Source organism: Sphingobium sp. KKT206, from assembly GCF_055640555.1.
The window spans coordinates 326,136-345,194 of record NZ_CM145764.1; the positions used below are offsets into that span (position 1 = coordinate 326,136).

Below are 19,059 nucleotides of genomic sequence, written 5' to 3' on the forward strand. Positions count from 1 at the left end.
GATGCTGCGTTGGCTGCTCCTGCTGCTGGCGTTCGTCGCCGCGCCCGCACAGGCCGATGTGTTCCGCGTCGGCGACTATGCGATCCAGCCGGGCATGGAGCCAGGCAGTTTCGACCTGAGCGCTTCCATCCCGTCCGTTCTGGCCAGTAACCACCCGCTGGGCCTGCCCGAAGGATGTCGCGAGACGGCGCGCGAGCGGCTGAACGAGGCGACCGTCACCCGCTATGCGATCAGCATCGATTGCGACCGGGCCATCACCGCAGAGGATGCGATCATTACGCCATGGGCGGTCGATGGCGGCACATTCCTGTCGACCGCCACCGGAACGCGGGTGCAGCAGGCGTTGCAGCCAACGGGCGATACGCTCTCGCTGCCGATCGGGGCTGTGGCGGCGCGGCAGCGGGCGTTGCCGGAGATCGCTGTCGAATATACGTGGCAGGGGATCATCCACATATTGGGCGGGTGGGATCATCTGGCCTTTGTCCTGTGCCTATGCCTGTTGGCGCGGGGGCGCTATCTGTTGGCGCTGGTGACGACCTTCACCATCGGCCATTCGCTTAGCCTGGCGCTGGCCTTCTTCGACATCGTCAAGGTGCCGGTGCCGCCAGTGGAAGCGGTGATTGCGCTGTCGATCGCCTTCATGGCGCGCGAGGCGATCCGGGCACGGGCGGAGGACATGGCAGACCCGCACCGTCGCCGTCGCCAGCTTGCCGTGGTCGCGGGCTTCGGGCTGCTCCATGGCCTGGGCTTTGCCACCGTGCTGCGCGAACTGGGTGTTGCACCGGACGAGCGGCTGTCGGGCCTGCTCTTCTTCAATGGCGGGGTCGAACTGGGGCAGTTGATCTTCGTTGGCTGCGTGCTGGGCGTCATGAAACTGGCGGCGATCTTCGACCGGGATCAGTGGGTGCGGCAGGCGGCGCTCTATGGCGCGGGGATCGTCGGCTGTTTCTGGATGATCGAGCGGGTGGCCGGCTTCACCCTGGGGACGGCATGACGCTGGAGGCGCAGGCGCGCGCGGCGCTGGCGCGGGGCGATCTGGCGCAGGCGGCGCAGGCGGCGCAGCAATTGGCGATGACGCGGCCGGACGATCCGGCGGGCTATTTCCTGCTTGGGCTGGCCGCGGCAGAGGCGGGGCAGGTGGCCAAGGCGCTGCCGATGCTGGAACATGCGGTGGCGCGCGGGCCGGAGGCGGAACATCTCGCCCAATATGCGCGGTTGCTGATCCTGTTGCGGCGCGATGGCGAGGCGGGGCAGGCTGCGCGGCAGGCTTGGGCGATGGGGCCGAGCGACGCACGCACGTTCGACACGATTGGTTGCGTGCTGGCGCGGCTGGGCGATCATGCGGCATCGCTGGCGCCCTTTGAAGCGGCGGTGGCGGACGAGCCGGATAATCTGGACTATCGCTATAATCTGGCAGCGGCCTGCGGTTTTACCGGGCGGGTCGAGGCGGCCGCCAGCCATTATGAGGTCATCCTGACGGCCGATCCCGGCAATGCGCGCGCGCATTATGGGCTGAGCCTGTTGTCGCGCCAGACCGAGGCGGCCAACCCTGTGCCCCGGCTGGAAGCGGCGCTGGCGCGGGCGGATCGACCGGAGGATGCGTTGCGCATCCGCTATGCGCTGGCCAAAAGCCATGAGGATATGGGCCATGCGACCGAGGCCTTCGCGCATCTGTCGGCGGCGAACGCCGCGCACAAGCGGGCCATCGGTTATGATTTTGCGCAGGACGAAGCGATCTTCGATGCGATCGAGCGGTTATTTGGCGATGGTCCGCCCTCCAGATGGGGGGCGGGGCTGGAGAGCGCGGCGGCGCCGATCTTCGTGACCGGCATGCCGCGCACCGGCACCACATTGGTCGATCGTATCCTATCCTCGCATCCGCTCGTCGGATCGGCGGGCGAGTTGCAGGCAATGCCGCTGGCGGTCAAGCAGATGGCGGGCACGCGGTCGCGGCTGGTGATCGACCCGGAGACGATCGCCGCGAGCGCGGCGGCCGATCCGCTAGCGATCGGGCAGGCCTATATGGCGCGGGCGAACCATCATTGGCCGGAGGGCAAGGCGCGCTTCATCGACAAGCTGCCCGCCAATTTCCTGTATATCGGCCATATTCTCCATGCTTTGCCGCACGCGAAGATCATCTGCCTGCGTCGGCATCCGATGGATACGATATGGAGCAATTACAAAAATCTGTTCGCCAGCCAGTCAGCCTATTATGCCTATAGCTATGACCTGATGGATATTGCCCGCTATTATGCGCGCTTCGACCGGTTGATGGCATTGTGGGACAGGCTGTTTCCCCGTCGGGTGCTACAACTCTCCTATGAAGCCTTGGTAGCCGATCAGGAGGGGCAGACCCGGTGCCTGCTCGATCATGCTGGGCTGGAATGGGATGCGGCTTGCCTGTCGTTCCACGAAAATGAGGCGGCGGTCGCCACGCCCAGCGCGGCGCAGGTGCGCCAGCCGCTCAATGCCGATGCGGTTGCGCGGTGGAAGCGGCATGAAACCGCGCTGGCTCCCGCGCGGGACTGGCTGGCGGGGAAGGGAATATCGGTCGATTAAAGGCGGCGGGCGATCGCGCCTGCGGCCCAGCCCATGCCGACTGCCAGCGCGATCGCAACCAGGCCGTAGAGGAAGGACCAGTTTTCCGCGGCGCTCGCCATGAACTGTTCGAACCCCGATTTGCGCACCGTGATGTCGCGCACGGCAGCGGCGACGACCCGGCCATCCTGCACCAGGAAGGTTTCGGCGGTATAATCGCCGACGATCACCCGCGCCGACAAGGGCAGGCGGGCGCGATACAGCACGCCGTCGCTGATTTCGACTGCGCCGGGGCGTTCGACGAACAGGCCGGCACGGTCGCGCAAATCGACCAATCCTGCCTGGAACCGGTCCATCTCGGCACTGTCGTTGAGCGAGGAGGGCGAGAGTTGCAGCTTGTCGACGCCCAGTTCGTAGATCGCCGCCGTGCGTTCATCGACGATCTGGTCGATCGGGCGAGAGGACGCCATGGCGTAGAAAGTGGGGGCGGATTCGAAGCGGGCGCTATCGGCATTGACCCACATGCCCGCGATTTGCTGCTTTTCGCGCATCAGGATGGACTGGTCCGGTCCTTTGAGCACGACGACGATATCGGCGGGCTTTTCCGGGCGGACGCCGCCGGGATAGACGATCGCGCCGAACAGCAGCAGGTTTGCGCCGGTGAAACTATATTGGATGATGACTTCGCGCTGGGAGACGTCAGGCACCAGTTGCGGTTCGTCCGCGCCGCTTAGCATCAGCGCAGCGGGCAGCAGCAGGGCTAAGGCGCGGTTGCGCATCAGCGCACCTCGATCGTGAAAATCTCGTCCGGGCGCCACACCAGCCCCAGCGTCATGCGGGCCGCGACCAGCAGCACGATCGCGGCGAGCAAGACACGCAGATATTCCGGCCGCATCGTCATCGACAACCGGGTGCCGACCTGCGCGCCGGTCACGCTGCCGATCAGGAGCAACATAGCCAGCACCAGATCGACGGCCTTGGTGGTCATGGCGTGCATCATCGTGGTGGCCATGGTGACGAACAAAATCTGGAACAGCGACGTGCCGACGACCGACTGGGTGGTCATGCCGAGTAGATAGAGCATCGCAGGCACCAGGATGAAGCCACCGCCGACGCCCAGCAACATGGTCAATATGCCGGTCGCCATGCCTAGCAACAGCGGCGCAAGCGGCGAAATGTAGAGGCCCGACCCGTAGAAGCGCCAGCGCATCGGCAGCGCTGCCACCAGCGGATGATGCCGCCGTTTGCGCGCCGGGGCGCGCTTGCCGGTCTTGAGCGCGATCAGCGCCTGGATCGATTCCTTGGCCATCAACAGGCCGATACCACCCAGCATCAGGACGTAAAGGAGCCCGATCACCGTATCGATCTGCCCCAGATATTGCAGCAGGCGGAAGATCAGCACGCCAAGGCCCGCACCCACTACGCCGCCCGCGATCAGGACGCCACCCATGCGGAAATCGACGGTGCCGCGCGCAATATGAGTGACCACGCCGGACACCGAAGCACCGGTCACCTGCGAGGCGGCGGACGCGGCGGCGACGGTTGGGGGGATGCCGTAGAAAATCAGCAACGGCGTCGTCAGAAAACCACCGCCCACGCCGAACATGCCCGATAACAGGCCTACGACCCCGCCGAGGCCGATGATGACCAAGGCGTTGACCGACAAATTGGCGATGGGCAGGTAAAGATCCATGGCCTTTGAGGGGTAGAACTAAAGGACGGAGATATAAAGCCGTTGTGGCGCTCCGCCGTCAAAAATCCGCGCCGAGCGTGAGGGCAAGGCCCGACGCGGGTGCAGCGCTTCCGCCAATCCGTTCGCGCCATTCGATCGATAGCCGCGCGGCGACGGGTTGGAGCGGGAGCCGGACCTGTATCTCCGGGCCGATGTCGAGCCGCTCCACGCCGGGCTGCGCCCCACCCGATATAGCCGCGCCGACCCGCAGGGCCGTGTTTTGGACGGGAGCGAGCAGCGACAATTTGCCGTCGATGAAGGCGTCGCGTTGGCGAAAGCCGACGATGCCGGTCTGGGCATAGGCTTGGGCCTCCATGCCCAGGGCGACCGGCGTTGGACCAAAGCCGCCGACGGCCATCACCGCCATCGCATTGCGGGCACCTACGCCAAGGGCGATCCGTCGTTCGACCGCGACGTTGACGGGCAGGGAGGTGAAGGGTTGAAGCGCAATGCCGATGGCCGCCTCCGGGGCGGCGGGACTGTCCAAGGCGCTGCTGGCGCGAGCATAGGCCGTGGCACGGTGACGAGCGGCAGGGTTAAGGACATAATCCAGCCGCGCGCCGACCTGCGAGCCGCCCAGACGCCCAGTCCTCGCAAGATCGGTTTGCGACATGCCACCGCCGCGCCAGAGCATCCAACTGCTGCCATGCCAGCGATCGGGCCGATTTGGAGGGTCGGGTGCGGGCATTGGTAGAGGCAAGGGAAAGGCGTAGGGGCCTTGGGCTGGACCATCCGACTTGGAGGTTATGGGTGATGCGCTACTGTGGGGTGTCGGATCAAGGGCAACATAGACCACATTCCTTGGGAACCGCATGCTGGTATCCCTGAAAGCGGCTGGTTTGATGGCGACGGTGCGCGGTATGACGGCCGTTCTTGTCGGCGGCTTCGCGCTGAATTGTCGGCGCACGATCGCCGCTGTAGCAGGAAGGCCGCGAACCAGCGGGAATGGGTTGAGCGGTGACGACCCGGACTGGACGGCAATGCGTATAGCGACCCAAGCGATCATCAGCAGCGCCAGGAAGCGCAGAGGTTGACCGCTTTTGGCGCGGGTCACGGATCAGCCGTCAGATTGGGGAAATGATGGTGCGTCTTGTCCCAGGATAGCGGCTTGCCGAGCAGTGATCGGGCATAGAGCGAGATGGCGCGCTGGGTCGCCATGATCGCAATGAGGTTGGCGAGAAAGGTGCGCGGGATCGCGCCCAATCCATAGCGCCAGCCATAGGCATGGCCGACGAACATAGCGCGCATCAGGGCCCGCCACATCATCAGGACGAAGTTGAGCCGGAGGAGTGCATCAACGGCGGGCGAGGGTGGGCGATGATAGGCTGGCTGGAACTGGGCCACGATCCACAATAGCGGCCATAGCAAGAAGGCGGTATAGGCCGCGCACAGTATCAGGGCCGCGACCGCCGCCCGCCGATCCCGCAGACGCATCCATAGTTCCGCGGTGCCGCCACGCCAGCCCATGCGGTCCCACCCCGCCAGTGAAATGCCGACGATCCAGCGCGCCTTCTGCTTGATCGCCGCCTCCATCGTGTCGGGGAAATATTCGCGGGTCGCGACCAGATTGCCGTTCGCATCGCGAATACGCACGAAGACGCCATGGCCGCCGCCGTCGCGTATGCGTAATCCTGCTTCATAATCTTCCGTTAAAGACGAAGGGTCGAACGGCCCATGTGCAGGATTGTCGGCCAAAGCAGCCAGCGCATCGCGTTCGAAGGCGCAGGCGACCCCCGCCGACGGGACTGACGCGCCCAGCGCTTCGCGCACGGTCAGATATTTCCCATGGCTCTCGGCAAATTCATCGCAATAATGATTGGCGATGGCACGAGAGAACCAGGAACCCTCGCCGGGCAAGGGCAGGACGGGCAACTGGACCAGCTGAAACCGATCGATCATGAAATCGAACAGGCGAATTTCGTCGGGGTGGACGACATCTTCTGCGTCATGGAGAACGACCGCCTTATAGCGGCGTCCTAACTGCGCTTCGTCGGCCAGCATCGCGCGCCACAGCACGTTGAGGCAGTCCGCCTTTGTGCTGGGGCCGGGCAGCGGATTGACGCCGACCACCACGCGCGGGTCGCCCTCGGCCACAGCGGCGATGGCGTCGATCGTATCGGGATCATTGGGATAGGTGCCGACGAAGATGCGATAGTCGGCATCGCCCCAGCAACCGAGCGCATGGGTCAGCATCGGACCGATCACCTCGACTTCCTTCCACGCCGGGATGAAGATGGCGATCCTGCCCGGACTTGCCGAAGCAGGCAGTGTAGCCGTCGTCATGCGGGGATAGCGGGCGTAGATGACAAGATCGCGCCACATCCGGCGTGACAGGAACAAGATGTCGATGAGCAAGTCGTCAATCCCGCCTATGGCGAGGCCGACGACGGCGAATAGCAGGATTTCATGATGCAGGGTCGCAAGGAAAGCGACCGCCATGTCCCCCAATTTCCCGCCCTTCCCCTGCAAGCGTGATGCAGGATGCCATTGGCGCAGGGGGATGCCAACCCTTTTTACTGTGCGTATCCGGGACGTTATCCCTAACCATCATGGCTGCCTCGCGATCGCGCCTGTTTGGCCGATGGTTGAATGGGCCAGGTCGCCTGTCAATTGCGTCGAATGGCGTGTCGATACTCTACCGCTTACTTCGCGATGATCGCCGACCGTGATATAAGCTGAGTCGCTGCTTCTGCCTATTCCTTGCCAGAGCAGCCAATCGACCAGTCTCATGCAAAGAGAGGACGGCGACATGACTAGGGAGACGGATATCAATTATTTGCTGCATCGGCAGCAAATGTCCCTGATCCGGGCGCAAAGCTGCCCGTCGCGTCAGGCACGTATCGCTTATGAAAATCTGGCGCGCGGTTATATCGACCAGGTGGATGCCTATCGACGGCGCAATGAAAGCATGACCGGCCGGGCGCATTGAGGCTTATCGTCGTTTGAGCAGCCGCTCGATCACGAGATGATAGTCTTCATCGTCCCGGCACTCCTGTTCCAGAACCGCCTTGATACGGTGAAGTTCGGTTTCGGTCAGATGTTCGATGCCGATGAAATCGTTGCGGGCGTTGTCGACAGCGCGGATCAGTTCGTCCAGCTTCGCCTGTATCGCTGACCCATCGCGATTTTGCGCATTCTGGATCAGGAATACCATCAGGAAGGTGATGATGGTGGTTCCGGTATTGATGACCAATTGCCACGTATCGGAATAGCCGAAAAGCGGGCCGGTCGTCAGCCAAATCAGGATTGTGGCACTGGCCAGGATGAAGGCCAGCGGCTGGCCGGTCCAGCCGGCGACGCGATGGGAAAGCCGGGTGAATATCCTGTCCATTTGCCTCTGCTCCCTTATGGCGCGCGATGACCATTGCGCCGGTCATCGCCTGTTGCCATCAGGGGCGGATGACCGCCATCCTCTTTCGCCCCTTGACCGTCGCGCTGTGCCTTCTGCTGCCCGCCTGCGCCAGCCTTTCGCCCGAATCACGGCTGCGCGCCGGATTGGTCGAAGCCGGTTTGGCGCCCAAGCTGGCGGGATGTATGGCCGAAAAGATGACTGACAGGCTCAGCCTCACACAGTTGCGCCGACTGCAATCGCTGGCGTCGGTCCGCAAGTCGCACATCGGGACGCTTGGCGTCGATCAATGGCTGCATAAGGTGCGCGCGCTCGGCGATGCGGAGATATTTTTGGTGACGAGCAAGGCGGCTGTGGGCTGCACTTTTTAACGCCGATTTCGCAATATTTTGGCCGAGGGCTTCGCAAAGGTTTTGCAATTTTGCAAAGTCGTTTTGCGAAATCGCTCTGGCCATCAAAACAGGCCTGTGCTTTATCCGTCTCATCACGGTTCGACGGAAAAGGACGGTACGCCCCATGAATATTCATGAATATCAAGCCAAGGAATTGCTCGCGAAATATGGCGCGCCGATCGCGGCTGGCTATCCCGCTTTCTCCGTCGAAGAGGCAGTCGAAGCCGCCAAGAAGCTGCCTGGGCCACTCTATGTCGTGAAGTCGCAGATCCATGCTGGTGGCCGTGGCAAGGGCAAGTTCAAGGAACTGGCCCCTGAAGCCAAGGGCGGCGTGCGCCTCGCCTTCAACTTGGACGAGGTCAAGGCCCACTCGACCGACATGCTCGGCAACACGCTGGTGACCATCCAGACCGGTGATGCGGGCAAGCAGGTCAACCGTCTCTACATCACCGACGGCGCCGACATCGACAAGGAGTTCTACCTTGCCTTGCTGGTCGATCGTGGCAGCAGCGAAGTGGCCTTCGTCGTGTCGACCGAAGGCGGCATGGACATCGAAGAGGTCGCCCACTCGACGCCTGAAAAGATTCACAGCTTCTCGGTTGATCCCGCCACCGGCTTCATGCCGCACCATGGCCGTTCGATCGCCGCTGCGCTGGGTCTGACCGGCGACCTCGCCAAGCAGGCGTCCAAGGTCGCCTCGTCGCTTTATGCCGCGTTCCTCGATACCGACGCCGAGCAGATCGAAGTCAATCCGCTGGCACTGACCAAGCAGGGTAATTTGCTGGTGCTGGACGCCAAGGTCGGTTTCGACGGTAACGCCATGTTCCGTCACAAGGATATCGCCGAACTGCGCGACCTGACCGAGGAAGATGCGGCCGAAGTTGAAGCCTCCAAATATGACCTCGCTTACATCAAGCTGGACGGCAATATCGGCTGCATGGTCAACGGCGCTGGCCTCGCCATGGCGACGATGGACATCATCAAGCTGAATGGCGAATTCCCGGCCAACTTCCTGGACGTGGGCGGCGGCGCCACGACCGAGAAGGTGACGGCAGCGTTCAAGATCATTCTGCAGGACCCGGCCGTGAAGGGCATCCTGGTCAACATCTTCGGCGGTATCATGAAGTGCGACATCATCGCCGATGGTATCGTTGCCGCGGCCAAGGAAGTGAACCTGTCTGTTCCGCTGGTGGTTCGCCTGGAAGGCACCAATGTCCAGCAGGGCAAGGATATTCTCGCGGCTTCGGGCCTGGCGATCGTCCCCGCGGACGACCTGGGCGATGCAGCACGCAAGATCGTGGCGGAAGTGAGGAAGGCAGCCTGAGGCCGCTTTCAACCTGAACTGACACCATTTGGGTGCGGGTAGTCCGGTAACGGGCTGCCCGCGCCCGTGTTGGCGTTTATAATGGAGGATGTTGAAATGAAGATCCTTGTGCCCGTGAAGCGGGTCATCGATTATAATGTGAAGCCGCGCGTGAAGGCGGACGGTACGGGCGTCGATCTGGCGAACGTCAAGATGAGCATGAACCCGTTCGACGAGATTGCGATCGAGGAAGCCATCCGCCTGAAGGAAAAGGGCGTGGCGACCGAGGTGATCGCCGTGTCGATCGGTGTTGCCAAGGCGCAGGAAACGCTGCGGACGTCGCTCGCCATGGGTGCCGACCGCGCGATCTTGATCCAGACCGATGAAGACGTCGAACCGCTGGCCGTGGCCAAGCTGCTCGCCAAGGTGCAGGAAGAGGAAGGCGCTGGCCTGATCATCCTGGGCAAGCAGGCGATCGACGATGACAGCAACCAGACCGGCCAGATGCTGGCAGCGCTGCTGAACCTGCCGCAGGGCACGTTCGCGTCGAAAGTCGAGGTCGAAGGCGACAGCGTGTCGGTGACGCGCGAAGTCGATGGCGGGCTGGAGACGGTGAAGTTGTCGACCCCGGCGATTATCACCACCGACCTGCGCCTCAACGAGCCGCGCTATGCGTCGCTGCCCAACATCATGAAGGCCAAGTCCAAGCCGCTCGCGCAGAAGACGCCCGCTGACTATGGCGTGGATATTGGCGCACGGTTGGAGACGCTGAAGGTGGTCGAACCGCCCAAGCGCACCGCTGGCATCAAGGTCGCCGATGTCGATGAACTGGTTGCCAAGCTCAAGGCCATGGGAGTTGCCGCATGAAGACGCTTGTATGGGTTGAACATGAGGGCGGCGCGGTCAAGGACGCGACGCTTTCCGCCATCACCGCTGCTGCGAAGCTGGGCGAAGTCCATCTGCTCGTCGCTGGCGAAGGCGTCGATGGCGTTGCCGCCGCCGCTGCGCAGATTGCGGGCGTGGGCAAGGTGCATGTCGCTGACGATGCCGCCTATGGCCATGCGCTTGCCGAGAATATCGCGCCGCTGGTTGTCGAACTGATGGGGCATCATGACGCCTTTATCGCGCCTGCCACCAGCAACGGCAAGAATATCGCGCCGCGCGTCGCGGCTCTGCTCGACGTGATGCAGATCAGCGATATCCTGTCGGTCGAGAGCGAAGACACGTTCACGCGGCCGATCTATGCGGGCAATGCGATTGCTACGGTCAAGAGCAAGGATGCCAAGAAGGTCATCACCGTTCGCGGCACGGCGTTCGAAAAGGCGGCTCGCGAAGGTGGTTCGGGCACGGTGGAAGCGGTGGCGTCGACCGGGGACAAGGGGCTGTCGGCCTTTGTCGGGGCGGAGATCGCCAAGCTGGAGCGGCCGGAACTGACCAGCGCCAAGATCATCGTGTCGGGTGGCCGGGCGCTCAAGGATGGACCGACGTTCGAGGAGGTCATCTATCCGCTCGCCGACAAGCTCGGCGCTGCGGTCGGGGCCAGCCGGGCCGCGGTCGATGCGGGCTATGTGCCCAACGACTATCAGGTCGGGCAGACCGGCAAGATCGTTGCGCCGGAAGTCTATGTTGCGGTTGGTATTTCCGGGGCGATCCAGCATTTGGCGGGGATGAAGGACAGCAAGACCATCATCGCCATCAACAAGGATGAGGATGCGCCGATCTTCCAGGTGGCGGATATCGGTCTGGTGGGCGATCTGTTCAAGATCGTGCCGGAATTGACAGCCAAGCTCTAAGAGCTGGGCAAGACACAGAAAAGGGCGCGGACCATGTGGTTCGCGCCCTTTTTTTGTGCGTCGTCGGCGGGGTTATTCGCAGTTGACGTCGTTCTTGTCTATGGCTCGACCGGCCAGAGCGCCAGCGCCGCCGCCAAGGATGGTGCCGAGCGTCTTGGAGCCGCCGGGGGCGATGACGTTGCCGAGGACGCCGCCAGCCAGGGCACCGACGATGGTGCCGGTGGTGCCGTCGTCGCGCTTGCAATAATAGCGGCCGTCGCGGTCGCGGTAGATTTGGTCATTGTCGCGCAGTGGGCGGCGTTGACCGCGGGGCGGGCCGCGACGGTCGCTGGGACGGTCGTAGCCGTAGCCGCCGCCGCCGTAATTGTCGGTGGCGCAGGCTGCGAGCGGCAGCATGCTGAGGATCGCGGCAGCGAGAATGGGTTTGCGCATGGGGTGGCTCCTTCTTTGGGATGGCCGGGCAGACGGGGATGCCGCCCGTCCGAGCCGCTAGAGGGAGCGGCGGCTCAGGACGGACGGCGACCGGCGGCGAACGGGGGGTGAGCGGCCGCCGGTATCTGAAAAAAATCAGTTGAAGTTGGTCGCCGATGCCACCGAAGGGCTGGTCATGGCAGGCGTCGTCGGGCGAAGCGTGGTGTCGCTCTTGTCGGCCAGTTCCGCCTTGGCTTCGCCATAGCGGGCGACGATGTCGTCCTTAAACTGGGTCAGCTTGCCGTCGTCATACAGCTTCTTGCCGACATAACCTGCGATGGCGCCGAAAATCAGGGTGCGGATCATGATATACTCCTTGGGGATGGGGTTCGCCAGTCATAACCGGCGGCGGCCCCAGGAGTTCCGCAATGATGTGGATTGTCAGGCGGCGTCGAGCGCTTCGGACGCGGTCTTGTCGCGGCGGGCGCGGCCCGCGTCGGTCAGATCCTGGCGGCCGGCCATGGCGAGCCATGCGGCTTCAGCGCGCAGGCAGCGGTCGCGGACATTGTTGAGGGTAGCGGCGTCGGCGTCCGTGCGCGCCTTGGCAGCGAGGGTACGGTAATCAGGGGCGGCCATGTCGGGTCTCCTCTTGGAAAAAGGGAAAGTGGGGCGGGCGCGGCGCTCTTTTGCAAAGCGCCGCGCCCGATCCGAAGGCCGTCTATATTACTCGGCGTGCGAGATATTCACCGCAGCCATCTTGCCGCGCTTGTCCTGCTCCAGGTCATAGGACACGCGGTCCTTTTCACGCAGGGTAGCCAGGCCAGCACGCTCGACGGCGCTGATGTGAACGAACGCGTCCGCGCCGCCATTGTCGGGGGCGATGAAGCCATAGCCCTTGTCGGCGTTGAAGAACTTGACGACGCCAGTGATGCTGCTCATAAATTATTCCTTCTTTGCTGTCGGCGAACCCCGTGTGGACGCGCCGGGTTGCTAAGGGGCAGGGAAAGAAGGAAGTAAGGTGCCGCAAAGCGCCAAAAACCGTCGATTTGCGACTGTAGCCTCCCCTATGTAGGGCAAGGCGCAGCAAATAGCAAATGGCGTGCGCGCGGCCGACCCGATGCCCCCTTTCTTGTGGTCGCAAACACGGCCCGTTCAGCCCCAAACGCCGCGCGTTCAGCCGGATGCTGCGGCCTGGGCGGTGCCGAAATAGGCGTCGCGCGCGCGGGCGGCGGCTTCCTCATAGGGGCGGCGATCGGCGGCGATGCGGGCGTTGACGGCGTCTTCCTCGTCCGGCGTCAGGTCACGCTCATAGGCGTCGATCTCATAGATGCTGTCGCTTTCCTCGCCAACGAAGCCGGGCGGAGGGGGATAATCGGTGCGCCATTGTTCGAGAAATTCATCCCACCAGATGCCGCGCAGATGGGTGACGGCCTCTTCGGGCGGCAGGGTGGTGAGGTCCAGCTCCGGTTCGCGGGGCGGATCGGGCGGAAGTTCACACCGTTCCTGGAAGGCGGAAAAGGGCGGATACGCGGCCTTGGCGGTGCCGGTCATCAGCGTCATGCGCGCGGCGACGAACAAAGCGGCGGAAGCGCCGGGCGACAGGGCGGTGGCGGCAGTCTCGACCGCTTCGGGCGTGGCGGGGCTGGTGCCGTCGAGCAGGCGGGCATCGTCCATGTCGCGCGCCATCGTTTCGGCACCGGGGCGGGGCAGGCCGAGCTGGTCGGCCTCCGCCTGCGCTTCGTCGGCCGGGCAGAGCATGTCGAGATAGGCGGCGAAGTCCTGCGCGACGACGCGGGCGAGCGCGGCGTCGCTGCCCGGTGTCGGGCAGTCGGCCATGCGATCGAGCCGGGCGAGCATCGACATGGCGAGGCGATTGTCATGGCGGTGGCGGGTGACTTCGAAATTCTCTTCATCTTTGCGGATGGTTTCGGTCTGGCCGACGATGGCGCGGGCCATCAGATCATCGGCGAGGCGCGCGCGGGCAATGAGGATGGCCGCGTCCCAGCCGAGGCGAAAGGCCGCGCCGTCCTGACGAATGCGCAGATTATAGGCCGAGCGCGCCGTGATGCGGACCGCTTCGCAGGCGAGGCGGATGACGCCGGTGGCCGCGAGGGTTTCGATAAAGCGGCGTTGGCGCGCGGGGCACCAGCCATCGGCGCGGGTTTCGGGCGACGGGGTGAGGGTGGGGAAGTGGTACGACATGAGTGCGCGCGCCTCCGGCTGTGGGGTTTGCGGCAAGGGTAGGCAGAAAGGGGGGATGTAGGAAAGAACAAAATGGGAACAAGGTGGTGTTCAGGACTTGTTTTTGTGGCGGTCCAAGATGGCCTGCAATTCCTTCATGACCTCTTCATGCGGAATGCCGGGTTCGTTTGATGCCATCGCAGCTTCCACCTCTGCGCGGAACCAAGCATCATATTCGGCGGGGTCTTCCGGCGACATCAGATGAGGCGGCGGGTCGAAGTCTGACTCGGTGAAGGCGTCATCGTCTGGCATAGTGGGGTTATAGCATAGAGAGAAGCGTGCGTGGACAGGCAGTTTTAGGCGCGATATTGTCTTTTGCCTATAATCGGTATAATCCTGATTTTGGTAATAACGCTCACTCGTGTCACGGCAGTCAGGCCAGGCACCCCTTATAGAGGATGGTATGGGCAGGATTGATCACAAGCTGCTGGAGGTTTCCGCGAAGGAGATTGCCGGGAAGCTCGGCTTTTATACCGATGAGGCGATGTTGCGCCCGGTCGGTATTCAGAAACATGGCGTCACGCGGGTCGTGATGCTGTCGCTGATGGAATATGAACGACTGCTGCGCCGGGACCGGCAGGTCATGTTGACGAGAGAGCTTGATGACGAAACGCTCGACGCCATCCTCACCGCAGAGCCGGGGGAACGCGCCAAGGAAGCCGGGCGGCGGCTGGCCAATCCCGACGCCGGGTGATGTCCTCTGCTATGCCTATCTTTGGGCGCGGGAAGCGGCCCAAGGGCAGGAAGAAGGATTAAAGGACAGGCCGGTCGTGGTGGTGCTGGCGGCGACGGATACCGGGTCCGGCATTAAACTGACGGTTGCGCCGATCACCCATCGCGCGCCGGATGGTGCGGGGGATGCCGTCGAGGTGCCGCTGGCCGTGAAGCGCGACCTGGGGCTGGACCGCGATCGTAGCTGGATCGTCGTGACTGAGGTCAACAGCTTCCTGTGGCCGGGGCCGGACGTGCGACCGCTGGCGGATGGCAGTCCCTTTTATGGCGCGATACCGGACTGGCTATTCCTGCGGATGCGGGAAGGGATTGGGGTGCATGCTGGGCGGGTGAGGGTGACGAAACGGACGGAGTGAGGTTTTCGGACTTGTTGAACCGCTCCCGTAGTTGGCCAAAGTTGAAAGTGCTGTCTTATCTATGTCGCAATGGAATAGAAGATACAAAGATTTTTGAATCGGGGTCTTCGATTCCGCAATCTGCTAAGATAGTTCTGAAGGCATGTAGCATAGGCAATTGATTATCTGTCGGGCCGATTATCACCCTATCCAGCAATGATGGAATGTCGACGCCTTCTAATCCCTCGTCCGGGATATTGCTCAATGGAATTTTGCAAACCTGTTGAGGCACACCCCGCACTATTTCTATATCCATTTTAATATGCGAGGATAATTCAAAGTCTGGTGAGTAAATTATACGCCACTCACGTTCCTCGCGAAAGCCTGGATGCTTTGTGCATAATACTGCGAACTTAAATGCGTAAAATAGTCCATCCAGTAAAGCTTGTGATCCCAATGATTTGATGAATTCGGCTTCATATAGTAGTGCGTCTACTGTGTCAGAAAAAATCTCTTCAAATCGACCTTGATCTAAATAGGCTACAGGAGAAGAATAAGCTTTCAAAGCGTCGGTTGGACTCAAAAAAGGCCCATTTTTGAATACTAATGCAACCCCGTTTGAACCACCATATGCTCGCCACATTGAAAGGCGGCCTAAAAAATCTTCGCTATCCCGATGTTCTGAAAAACATGTTATAAAAGTCTTGTATTCCAGATTATTGAGCCATCCATTAAATAAATCCTCTAGTCTTTTGTCAAGATTTTCTTCGATCTCATTCAAAAAATTTCTTAGTTTAATACCTGCATTGCTCTTGTAAGCGGGGAATAAGCAAGATTTTCCATGTTCCACTTCAGCGAAGTCGTTCATCGTCACGAGATTTCGCATCCATACGTTGTTATTGCGTAATATGCTCGCTGCCACTTCAGCGGTTGTGTAGTGTACAAAACGTGCATTTCGTCGACGCATGGATGATTGCCGCTGAACCATATGCGGCATGAGCAAGCCGGTAAATTTCAAGGCTTCAGGGGGAATTTCAATCATAAACTCACTCCGCTGCCACACTCTCCAGCCCCAACAACGGCGCGAGATAGTGCCCGGTAAATGACCGTGGCTCCTTCGCGACCTTTTCCGGCGTGCCCTCGGCCACGACTTCGCCGCCTTTGACGCCGCCCTCTGGACCCATGTCGATGATCCAGTCGGCGGTCTTGATGACATCTAAATTATGTTCGATGACCACGACGCTGTTGCCCTGGTCGACCAGCGCGTGGAGGACTTCGAGCAGTTTGCGGACGTCTTCGAAATGCAGGCCGGTGGTGGGTTCGTCCAATATGTAGAGCGTCTGGCCGGTGGCTCTGCGCGCGAGTTCCTTGGCGAGTTTGACGCGCTGGGCTTCGCCGCCTGAGAGGGTCGTGGCCTGCTGGCCGACCTTGACATAGCCCAGGCCCACTTCGGCGAGCATGGCCATCTTGTCGCGGATGGGGGGGACGGCCTTGAAGAATTCGACGGCGTCCTCGACCGTCATGTCCAGCACGTCGGCGATCGAGTGGCCCTTGAACTTCACCTCCAGCGTTTCGCGATTGTAGCGCGCGCCGTGGCATACGTCGCACGTCACATAGACGTCGGGGAGGAAGTGCATCTCGATCTTGATCAGGCCATCGCCGGTGCAGGCTTCGCAGCGGCCGCCCTTGACGTTGAAGCTGAAGCGGCCGGGTTTGTAGCCGCGCGCCTGGGATTCGGGCAGCCCCGCGAACCAGTCGCGGATGTTGGTGAAGGCGCCGGTATAGGTGGCCGGGTTGGAGCGGGGGGTGCGGCCGATGGGCGACTGGTCGATGTCGATCACCTTGTCGCAATGTTCGAGGCCCGTCACCTTGTCATGCGCGCCGGCCAGGATGCGCGCGCCGTTGAGGGCGCGGGCGGAGGCGGCGTAGAGCGTGTCGATGGTGAAGCTGGACTTGCCGGAGCCGGAGACGCCGGTGATGCAGGTGAAGGTGCCGAGCGGGATCGACGCGGTGACGCCGCGCAGATTATTGGCGCGGGCGTTGTGGACGGTCAGCTTCTTGCCGGTGCCCTTGCGGCGTTTCTTGGGCACTTCGATGCGGCGGGTGCCGTTGAGATAATCGGCGGTGAGGGAGTTTTTGGCTTTGAGGATCTGCTTGAGCGTGCCCTGGGCTACGATCTCGCCGCCGCGAATGCCGGCGCCTGGCCCCATGTCGACGATATAGTCGGCGTGGCGGATGGCGTCTTCGTCATGTTCCACGACGATGACGCTGTTGCCGAGGTCGCGCAGGCGTTTGAGGGTGACGAGCAGGCGGTCATTGTCGCGCTGATGCAGGCCGATCGACGGTTCGTCGAGGACGTAGAGGACGCCGGAGAGGCCGGAGCCGATCTGGGAGGCGAGGCGGATACGTTGGGATTCGCCGCCGGACAGCGTGCCGCTGGTGCGGTCGAGGTTCAGGTAATCGAGGCCGACATTGTTGAGGAAGCCGAGGCGCTCAACGATTTCCTTGAGGATGGCGCGGGCGATCTGGTTCTGCTGGTCGTTGAGCTTGTCGGGCATCGCGGTGAAGAAGGCGAGCGCGTCCACCACCGAGCGGCGGGTGGAGAGGGAAATGTCCTCGCCCGCGATCTTGACGGCGAGCGCTTCGGGCTTGAGGCGGGCGCCGTGGCAGGTTTCGCAGGGCTGGGCGCGCTGGTATTTGCTCAGTTCCTCGCGCATCCAGGCGGACTCAGTTTGCAGGAGGCGGCGGTTGAGGTTGCCGATGACGCCTTCGAACGCCTTTTTGACCTCGTAGCTTTTGCGGCCGTCCATGAATTTGAGCGTGACCGGCTTGCCGCCGGTGCCGTGGAGGATGATGAGCTTCACTTCGCCCGGCAGGTCGGCCCAGGGGGTGTCGAGCGAGAAGCCGAATTCCTTGGCGAGGGAGCCGAGGACTTGCATATAATAGGGGCTGGGCGGGTTGGACTTGGCCCAGGGGACGACCGCGCCCTTTTTGAGCGAGAGGGCTTCGTTGGGGACGACGAGTTCGGGGTCGAACTCCTGCCGCTCGCCCAAGCCATCGCAGGCGGGGCAGGCGCCCATGGGGGCGTTGAAGGAGAAGAGGCGGGGCTCGATCTCGGCAATGGTGAAGCCGCTGACGGGGCAGGCGAATTTTTCGGAAAAGACGATGCGGTTGGCGGGGATGCCGGTGTTTTTCATGCCTTTGGCGGATTTGCCCCCACCGCCGTTCGTGTCGAGCGCAGTCGAGACACCTTGCGCGGCGTCTGGGATCGGTTTCTCGACTTCGCTCGAAACGAACGGACTTTGTTGGGCCACCTCAGCTACCGTGCCATCCGCCAGGTCCACGAACGCCAGCCCGTCCGCCAGTTTCAGCGCCTGTTCGAAACTGTCCGCAAGCCGCGTGCCCATGTCGGGGGCGACGGCGAGGCGGTCTACGACGACTTCGATGTCATGCTTGTACTTCTTGTCGAGCGCGGGGGCGTCTTCGATCAGCATCATTTCGCCGTCGATGCGGACGCGGGTGTAGCCCGCCTTCTGCCATTCAGCGAGTTCCTTGCGATATTCGCCCTTGCGGCCGCGCACGACCGGGGCGAGCAGGTAGAAGCGCGTGCCTTCGGGCAGGAGCATCACGCGGTCGACCATCTGGCTGACGGTCTGCGCGCTGATCGGCAGGCCGGTCGCGGGGCTGTAGGGAATGCCGACGCGCGCCCAGAGCAAGCGCATATAATCGTAGATTTCGGTGACGGTCGCGACGGTGGAGCGGGGATTGCGGCTGGTCGTCTTCTGCTCGATGCTGATCGCGGGGCTGAGGCCTTCGATATGTTCGACATCGGGCTTCTGCATCATCTCAAGGAACTGGCGCGCATAGGCGGAGAGCGATTCCACATAGCGGCGCTGTCCCTCGGCATAGATGGTGTCGAAGGCGAGCGAGGATTTGCCCGACCCCGAAAGCCCGGTGATGACGATCAGGCTGTCGCGGGGCAGATCGACATCGACGCCCTTGAGATTATGTTCACGCGCGCCGCGGACGGATATGTGGGTAAGGCTCATGTGGGGCGTTGTTCCAGATTTGTTCTAATTGGGCAATATCGAAATCGCCCACTGAAATGGCAACGCTGAGCATGTTCGGCAAGGCGTCCAAAGGGCCGACTGGGCGATCATTCATAAAAATGCACGATGCATAGTCCAGGTGAATTTAGTAATAATCATTGACGAATCCGGATCAAAAGATGTT

22 protein-coding genes are annotated in these 19,059 nt (G+C 62.2%); 9 read left to right on the plus strand and 13 right to left on the minus strand.

Features of this window, described 5'->3' with window-relative positions; all coding sequences use genetic code 11:
• Window position 1 precedes the first annotated feature (1 nt).
• The gene (locus ACZ2HM_RS01575; protein WP_052027629.1) at window positions 2–994 is read left to right on the plus strand and encodes a HupE/UreJ family protein; all 993 of its coding nucleotides are present in this window, start codon (window positions 2–4) and stop codon (window positions 992–994) included.
• Window positions 991–2,559 carry a sulfotransferase family protein gene (locus ACZ2HM_RS01580; RefSeq protein ID WP_470426049.1) on the plus strand — a complete coding sequence of 523 codons (1,569 nt, stop codon included), beginning with the start codon at window positions 991–993 and terminating at the stop codon, window positions 2,557–2,559. The genes ACZ2HM_RS01575 and ACZ2HM_RS01580 overlap by 4 nt, the downstream gene beginning before the upstream one ends.
• On the opposite strand, the gene ACZ2HM_RS01585 is transcribed toward ACZ2HM_RS01580, so the two are convergent.
• The 4 genes from ACZ2HM_RS01585 to ACZ2HM_RS01600 all read right to left on the minus strand — a co-directional run bounded on the left by ACZ2HM_RS01585 (window position 2,556) and on the right by ACZ2HM_RS01600 (window position 6,709).
• Entirely contained in the window at window positions 2,556–3,317 is a 762-nt protein-coding gene (locus ACZ2HM_RS01585) for a TIGR02186 family protein (protein ID WP_037475662.1), read from the minus strand. The two genes, ACZ2HM_RS01580 and ACZ2HM_RS01585, sit on opposite strands and share 4 nt — an antisense overlap.
• Entirely contained in the window at window positions 3,317–4,231 is a 915-nt protein-coding gene (locus ACZ2HM_RS01590; protein ID WP_037475664.1) for a sulfite exporter TauE/SafE family protein, read from the minus strand. Before ACZ2HM_RS01590 ends, ACZ2HM_RS01585 begins: the two co-directional genes overlap by 1 nt.
• 58 nt (window positions 4,232–4,289) lie before the next feature.
• Window positions 4,290–4,883, minus strand: coding sequence for a hypothetical protein (locus ACZ2HM_RS01595; protein WP_237748861.1), 594 nt, complete (start codon window positions 4,881–4,883; stop codon window positions 4,290–4,292).
• 437 nt (window positions 4,884–5,320) lie between these two features.
• Window positions 5,321–6,709, minus strand: a complete 1,389-nt coding sequence (locus tag ACZ2HM_RS01600) for a glycosyl transferase family protein (protein ID WP_470426050.1) — start codon at window positions 6,707–6,709, stop codon at window positions 5,321–5,323.
• Window positions 6,710–7,019: 310 nt separating this feature from the next.
• Between ACZ2HM_RS01600 and ACZ2HM_RS01605 the strand changes: the two genes are divergently transcribed.
• Window positions 7,020–7,199 carry a hypothetical protein gene (locus tag ACZ2HM_RS01605; RefSeq protein WP_037475694.1) on the plus strand — a complete coding sequence of 60 codons (180 nt, stop codon included), beginning with the start codon at window positions 7,020–7,022 and terminating at the stop codon, window positions 7,197–7,199.
• 3 nt (window positions 7,200–7,202) lie between these two features.
• Here the strand turns inward: ACZ2HM_RS01605 and ACZ2HM_RS01610 are convergent, their stop codons facing one another.
• Entirely contained in the window at window positions 7,203–7,601 is a 399-nt protein-coding gene (locus ACZ2HM_RS01610) for a low affinity iron permease family protein (protein WP_037475696.1), read from the minus strand.
• A 68-nt stretch (window positions 7,602–7,669) separates the two neighbouring features.
• Between ACZ2HM_RS01610 and ACZ2HM_RS01615 the strand changes: the two genes are divergently transcribed.
• The 4 genes from ACZ2HM_RS01615 to ACZ2HM_RS01630 all read left to right on the plus strand — a co-directional run bounded on the left by ACZ2HM_RS01615 (window position 7,670) and on the right by ACZ2HM_RS01630 (window position 11,107).
• Window positions 7,670–7,990 (plus strand): hypothetical protein, encoded by a 321-nt coding sequence (locus ACZ2HM_RS01615; RefSeq protein WP_037478442.1) that lies wholly within the window; start codon window positions 7,670–7,672, stop codon window positions 7,988–7,990.
• A 145-nt stretch (window positions 7,991–8,135) separates the two neighbouring features.
• On the plus strand, window positions 8,136–9,335 hold the full coding sequence (gene sucC / locus ACZ2HM_RS01620) for an ADP-forming succinate--CoA ligase subunit beta (protein ID WP_096063395.1): 1,200 nt from the start codon (window positions 8,136–8,138) through the stop codon (window positions 9,333–9,335).
• Between the two features lie 96 nt (window positions 9,336–9,431).
• Entirely contained in the window at window positions 9,432–10,181 is a 750-nt protein-coding gene (locus ACZ2HM_RS01625; RefSeq protein WP_470426051.1) for an electron transfer flavoprotein subunit beta/FixA family protein, read from the plus strand.
• Window positions 10,178–11,107 (plus strand): electron transfer flavoprotein subunit alpha/FixB family protein, encoded by a 930-nt coding sequence (locus ACZ2HM_RS01630; RefSeq protein ID WP_470426052.1) that lies wholly within the window; start codon window positions 10,178–10,180, stop codon window positions 11,105–11,107. The genes ACZ2HM_RS01625 and ACZ2HM_RS01630 overlap by 4 nt, the downstream gene beginning before the upstream one ends.
• A 72-nt stretch (window positions 11,108–11,179) precedes the next feature.
• Here the strand turns inward: ACZ2HM_RS01630 and ACZ2HM_RS01635 are convergent, their stop codons facing one another.
• From ACZ2HM_RS01635 to relB, 6 genes are all read right to left on the minus strand, one after another.
• Complete coding sequence (locus ACZ2HM_RS01635; RefSeq protein WP_069064936.1) at window positions 11,180–11,539, minus strand: glycine zipper 2TM domain-containing protein; 360 nt, start codon at window positions 11,537–11,539, stop codon at window positions 11,180–11,182.
• A 135-nt stretch (window positions 11,540–11,674) separates the two neighbouring features.
• A complete protein-coding gene (locus tag ACZ2HM_RS01640; protein WP_037479446.1) occupies window positions 11,675–11,884 on the minus strand; it encodes a hypothetical protein in 210 nt (69 codons plus the stop codon).
• Window positions 11,885–11,959: 75 nt separating this feature from the next.
• The gene (locus ACZ2HM_RS01645) at window positions 11,960–12,154 is read right to left on the minus strand and encodes a hypothetical protein (protein WP_470426053.1); all 195 of its coding nucleotides are present in this window, start codon (window positions 12,152–12,154) and stop codon (window positions 11,960–11,962) included.
• A gap of 87 nt (window positions 12,155–12,241) precedes the next feature.
• The gene (locus tag ACZ2HM_RS01650) at window positions 12,242–12,457 is read right to left on the minus strand and encodes a cold-shock protein (protein ID WP_037479442.1); all 216 of its coding nucleotides are present in this window, start codon (window positions 12,455–12,457) and stop codon (window positions 12,242–12,244) included.
• A 234-nt stretch (window positions 12,458–12,691) separates the two neighbouring features.
• Window positions 12,692–13,720, minus strand: coding sequence for a hypothetical protein (locus tag ACZ2HM_RS01655; protein ID WP_470426054.1), 1,029 nt, complete (start codon window positions 13,718–13,720; stop codon window positions 12,692–12,694).
• 90 nt (window positions 13,721–13,810) lie between these two features.
• Window positions 13,811–13,957 carry a type II toxin-antitoxin system RelB family antitoxin gene (gene relB / locus ACZ2HM_RS01660; protein ID WP_470426779.1) on the minus strand — a complete coding sequence of 49 codons (147 nt, stop codon included), beginning with the start codon at window positions 13,955–13,957 and terminating at the stop codon, window positions 13,811–13,813.
• 205 nt (window positions 13,958–14,162) lie between these two features.
• On the opposite strand from relB, the gene ACZ2HM_RS01665 reads away from it, so the two are divergent.
• A complete protein-coding gene (locus tag ACZ2HM_RS01665; protein ID WP_470426055.1) occupies window positions 14,163–14,453 on the plus strand; it encodes a type II toxin-antitoxin system Phd/YefM family antitoxin in 291 nt (96 codons plus the stop codon).
• A complete protein-coding gene (locus ACZ2HM_RS01670) occupies window positions 14,362–14,847 on the plus strand; it encodes a hypothetical protein (RefSeq protein ID WP_470426056.1) in 486 nt (161 codons plus the stop codon). The genes ACZ2HM_RS01665 and ACZ2HM_RS01670 overlap by 92 nt, the downstream gene beginning before the upstream one ends.
• A 55-nt stretch (window positions 14,848–14,902) precedes the next feature.
• Here the strand turns inward: ACZ2HM_RS01670 and ACZ2HM_RS01675 are convergent, their stop codons facing one another.
• Both ACZ2HM_RS01675 and uvrA read right to left on the minus strand, forming a co-directional pair.
• Complete coding sequence (locus tag ACZ2HM_RS01675) at window positions 14,903–15,868, minus strand: DUF2971 domain-containing protein (protein ID WP_470426057.1); 966 nt, start codon at window positions 15,866–15,868, stop codon at window positions 14,903–14,905.
• 4 nt (window positions 15,869–15,872) lie between these two features.
• Window positions 15,873–18,875, minus strand: coding sequence for an excinuclease ABC subunit UvrA (uvrA, locus tag ACZ2HM_RS01680; RefSeq protein WP_470426058.1), 3,003 nt, complete (start codon window positions 18,873–18,875; stop codon window positions 15,873–15,875).
• Window positions 18,876–19,059 lie beyond the last annotated feature (184 nt).

What these genes read in the sequence shown, in the direction of transcription:
- ACZ2HM_RS01605 (WP_037475694.1), top strand. Translation starts at nt 7,020, where the DNA reads ATGACTAGGGAGACGGATATCAATTATTTGCTGCATCGGCAGCAAATG.
- ACZ2HM_RS01630 (WP_470426052.1), top strand. Translation starts at nt 10,178, where the DNA reads ATGAAGACGCTTGTATGGGTTGAACATGAGGGCGGCGCGGTCAAGGAC.
- ACZ2HM_RS01585 (WP_037475662.1), bottom strand. Translation starts at nt 3,317, where the DNA reads ATGCGCAACCGCGCCTTAGCCCTGCTGCTGCCCGCTGCGCTGATGCTA.
- ACZ2HM_RS01600 (WP_470426050.1), bottom strand. Translation starts at nt 6,709, where the DNA reads ATGGCGGTCGCTTTCCTTGCGACCCTGCATCATGAAATCCTGCTATTC.
- sucC (WP_096063395.1), top strand. Translation starts at nt 8,136, where the DNA reads ATGAATATTCATGAATATCAAGCCAAGGAATTGCTCGCGAAATATGGC.
- ACZ2HM_RS01640 (WP_037479446.1), bottom strand. Translation starts at nt 11,884, where the DNA reads ATGATCCGCACCCTGATTTTCGGCGCCATCGCAGGTTATGTCGGCAAG.
- relB (WP_470426779.1), bottom strand. Translation starts at nt 13,957, where the DNA reads ATGTCGCCGGAAGACCCCGCCGAATATGATGCTTGGTTCCGCGCAGAG.
- ACZ2HM_RS01575 (WP_052027629.1), top strand. Translation starts at nt 2, where the DNA reads ATGCTGCGTTGGCTGCTCCTGCTGCTGGCGTTCGTCGCCGCGCCCGCA.
- ACZ2HM_RS01665 (WP_470426055.1), top strand. Translation starts at nt 14,163, where the DNA reads ATGGGCAGGATTGATCACAAGCTGCTGGAGGTTTCCGCGAAGGAGATT.
- ACZ2HM_RS01590 (WP_037475664.1), bottom strand. Translation starts at nt 4,231, where the DNA reads ATGGATCTTTACCTGCCCATCGCCAATTTGTCGGTCAACGCCTTGGTC.
- ACZ2HM_RS01635 (WP_069064936.1), bottom strand. Translation starts at nt 11,539, where the DNA reads ATGCGCAAACCCATTCTCGCTGCCGCGATCCTCAGCATGCTGCCGCTC.
- ACZ2HM_RS01655 (WP_470426054.1), bottom strand. Translation starts at nt 13,720, where the DNA reads ATGTCGTACCACTTCCCCACCCTCACCCCGTCGCCCGAAACCCGCGCC.
- ACZ2HM_RS01595 (WP_237748861.1), bottom strand. Translation starts at nt 4,883, where the DNA reads ATGTCGCAAACCGATCTTGCGAGGACTGGGCGTCTGGGCGGCTCGCAG.
- ACZ2HM_RS01645 (WP_470426053.1), bottom strand. Translation starts at nt 12,154, where the DNA reads ATGGCCGCCCCTGATTACCGTACCCTCGCTGCCAAGGCGCGCACGGAC.
- ACZ2HM_RS01610 (WP_037475696.1), bottom strand. Translation starts at nt 7,601, where the DNA reads ATGGACAGGATATTCACCCGGCTTTCCCATCGCGTCGCCGGCTGGACC.
- uvrA (WP_470426058.1), bottom strand. Translation starts at nt 18,875, where the DNA reads ATGAGCCTTACCCACATATCCGTCCGCGGCGCGCGTGAACATAATCTC.
- ACZ2HM_RS01670 (WP_470426056.1), top strand. Translation starts at nt 14,362, where the DNA reads ATGACGAAACGCTCGACGCCATCCTCACCGCAGAGCCGGGGGAACGCG.
- ACZ2HM_RS01625 (WP_470426051.1), top strand. Translation starts at nt 9,432, where the DNA reads ATGAAGATCCTTGTGCCCGTGAAGCGGGTCATCGATTATAATGTGAAG.
- ACZ2HM_RS01615 (WP_037478442.1), top strand. Translation starts at nt 7,670, where the DNA reads ATGACCGCCATCCTCTTTCGCCCCTTGACCGTCGCGCTGTGCCTTCTG.
- ACZ2HM_RS01650 (WP_037479442.1), bottom strand. Translation starts at nt 12,457, where the DNA reads ATGAGCAGCATCACTGGCGTCGTCAAGTTCTTCAACGCCGACAAGGGC.
- ACZ2HM_RS01675 (WP_470426057.1), bottom strand. Translation starts at nt 15,868, where the DNA reads ATGATTGAAATTCCCCCTGAAGCCTTGAAATTTACCGGCTTGCTCATG.
- ACZ2HM_RS01580 (WP_470426049.1), top strand. Translation starts at nt 991, where the DNA reads ATGACGCTGGAGGCGCAGGCGCGCGCGGCGCTGGCGCGGGGCGATCTG.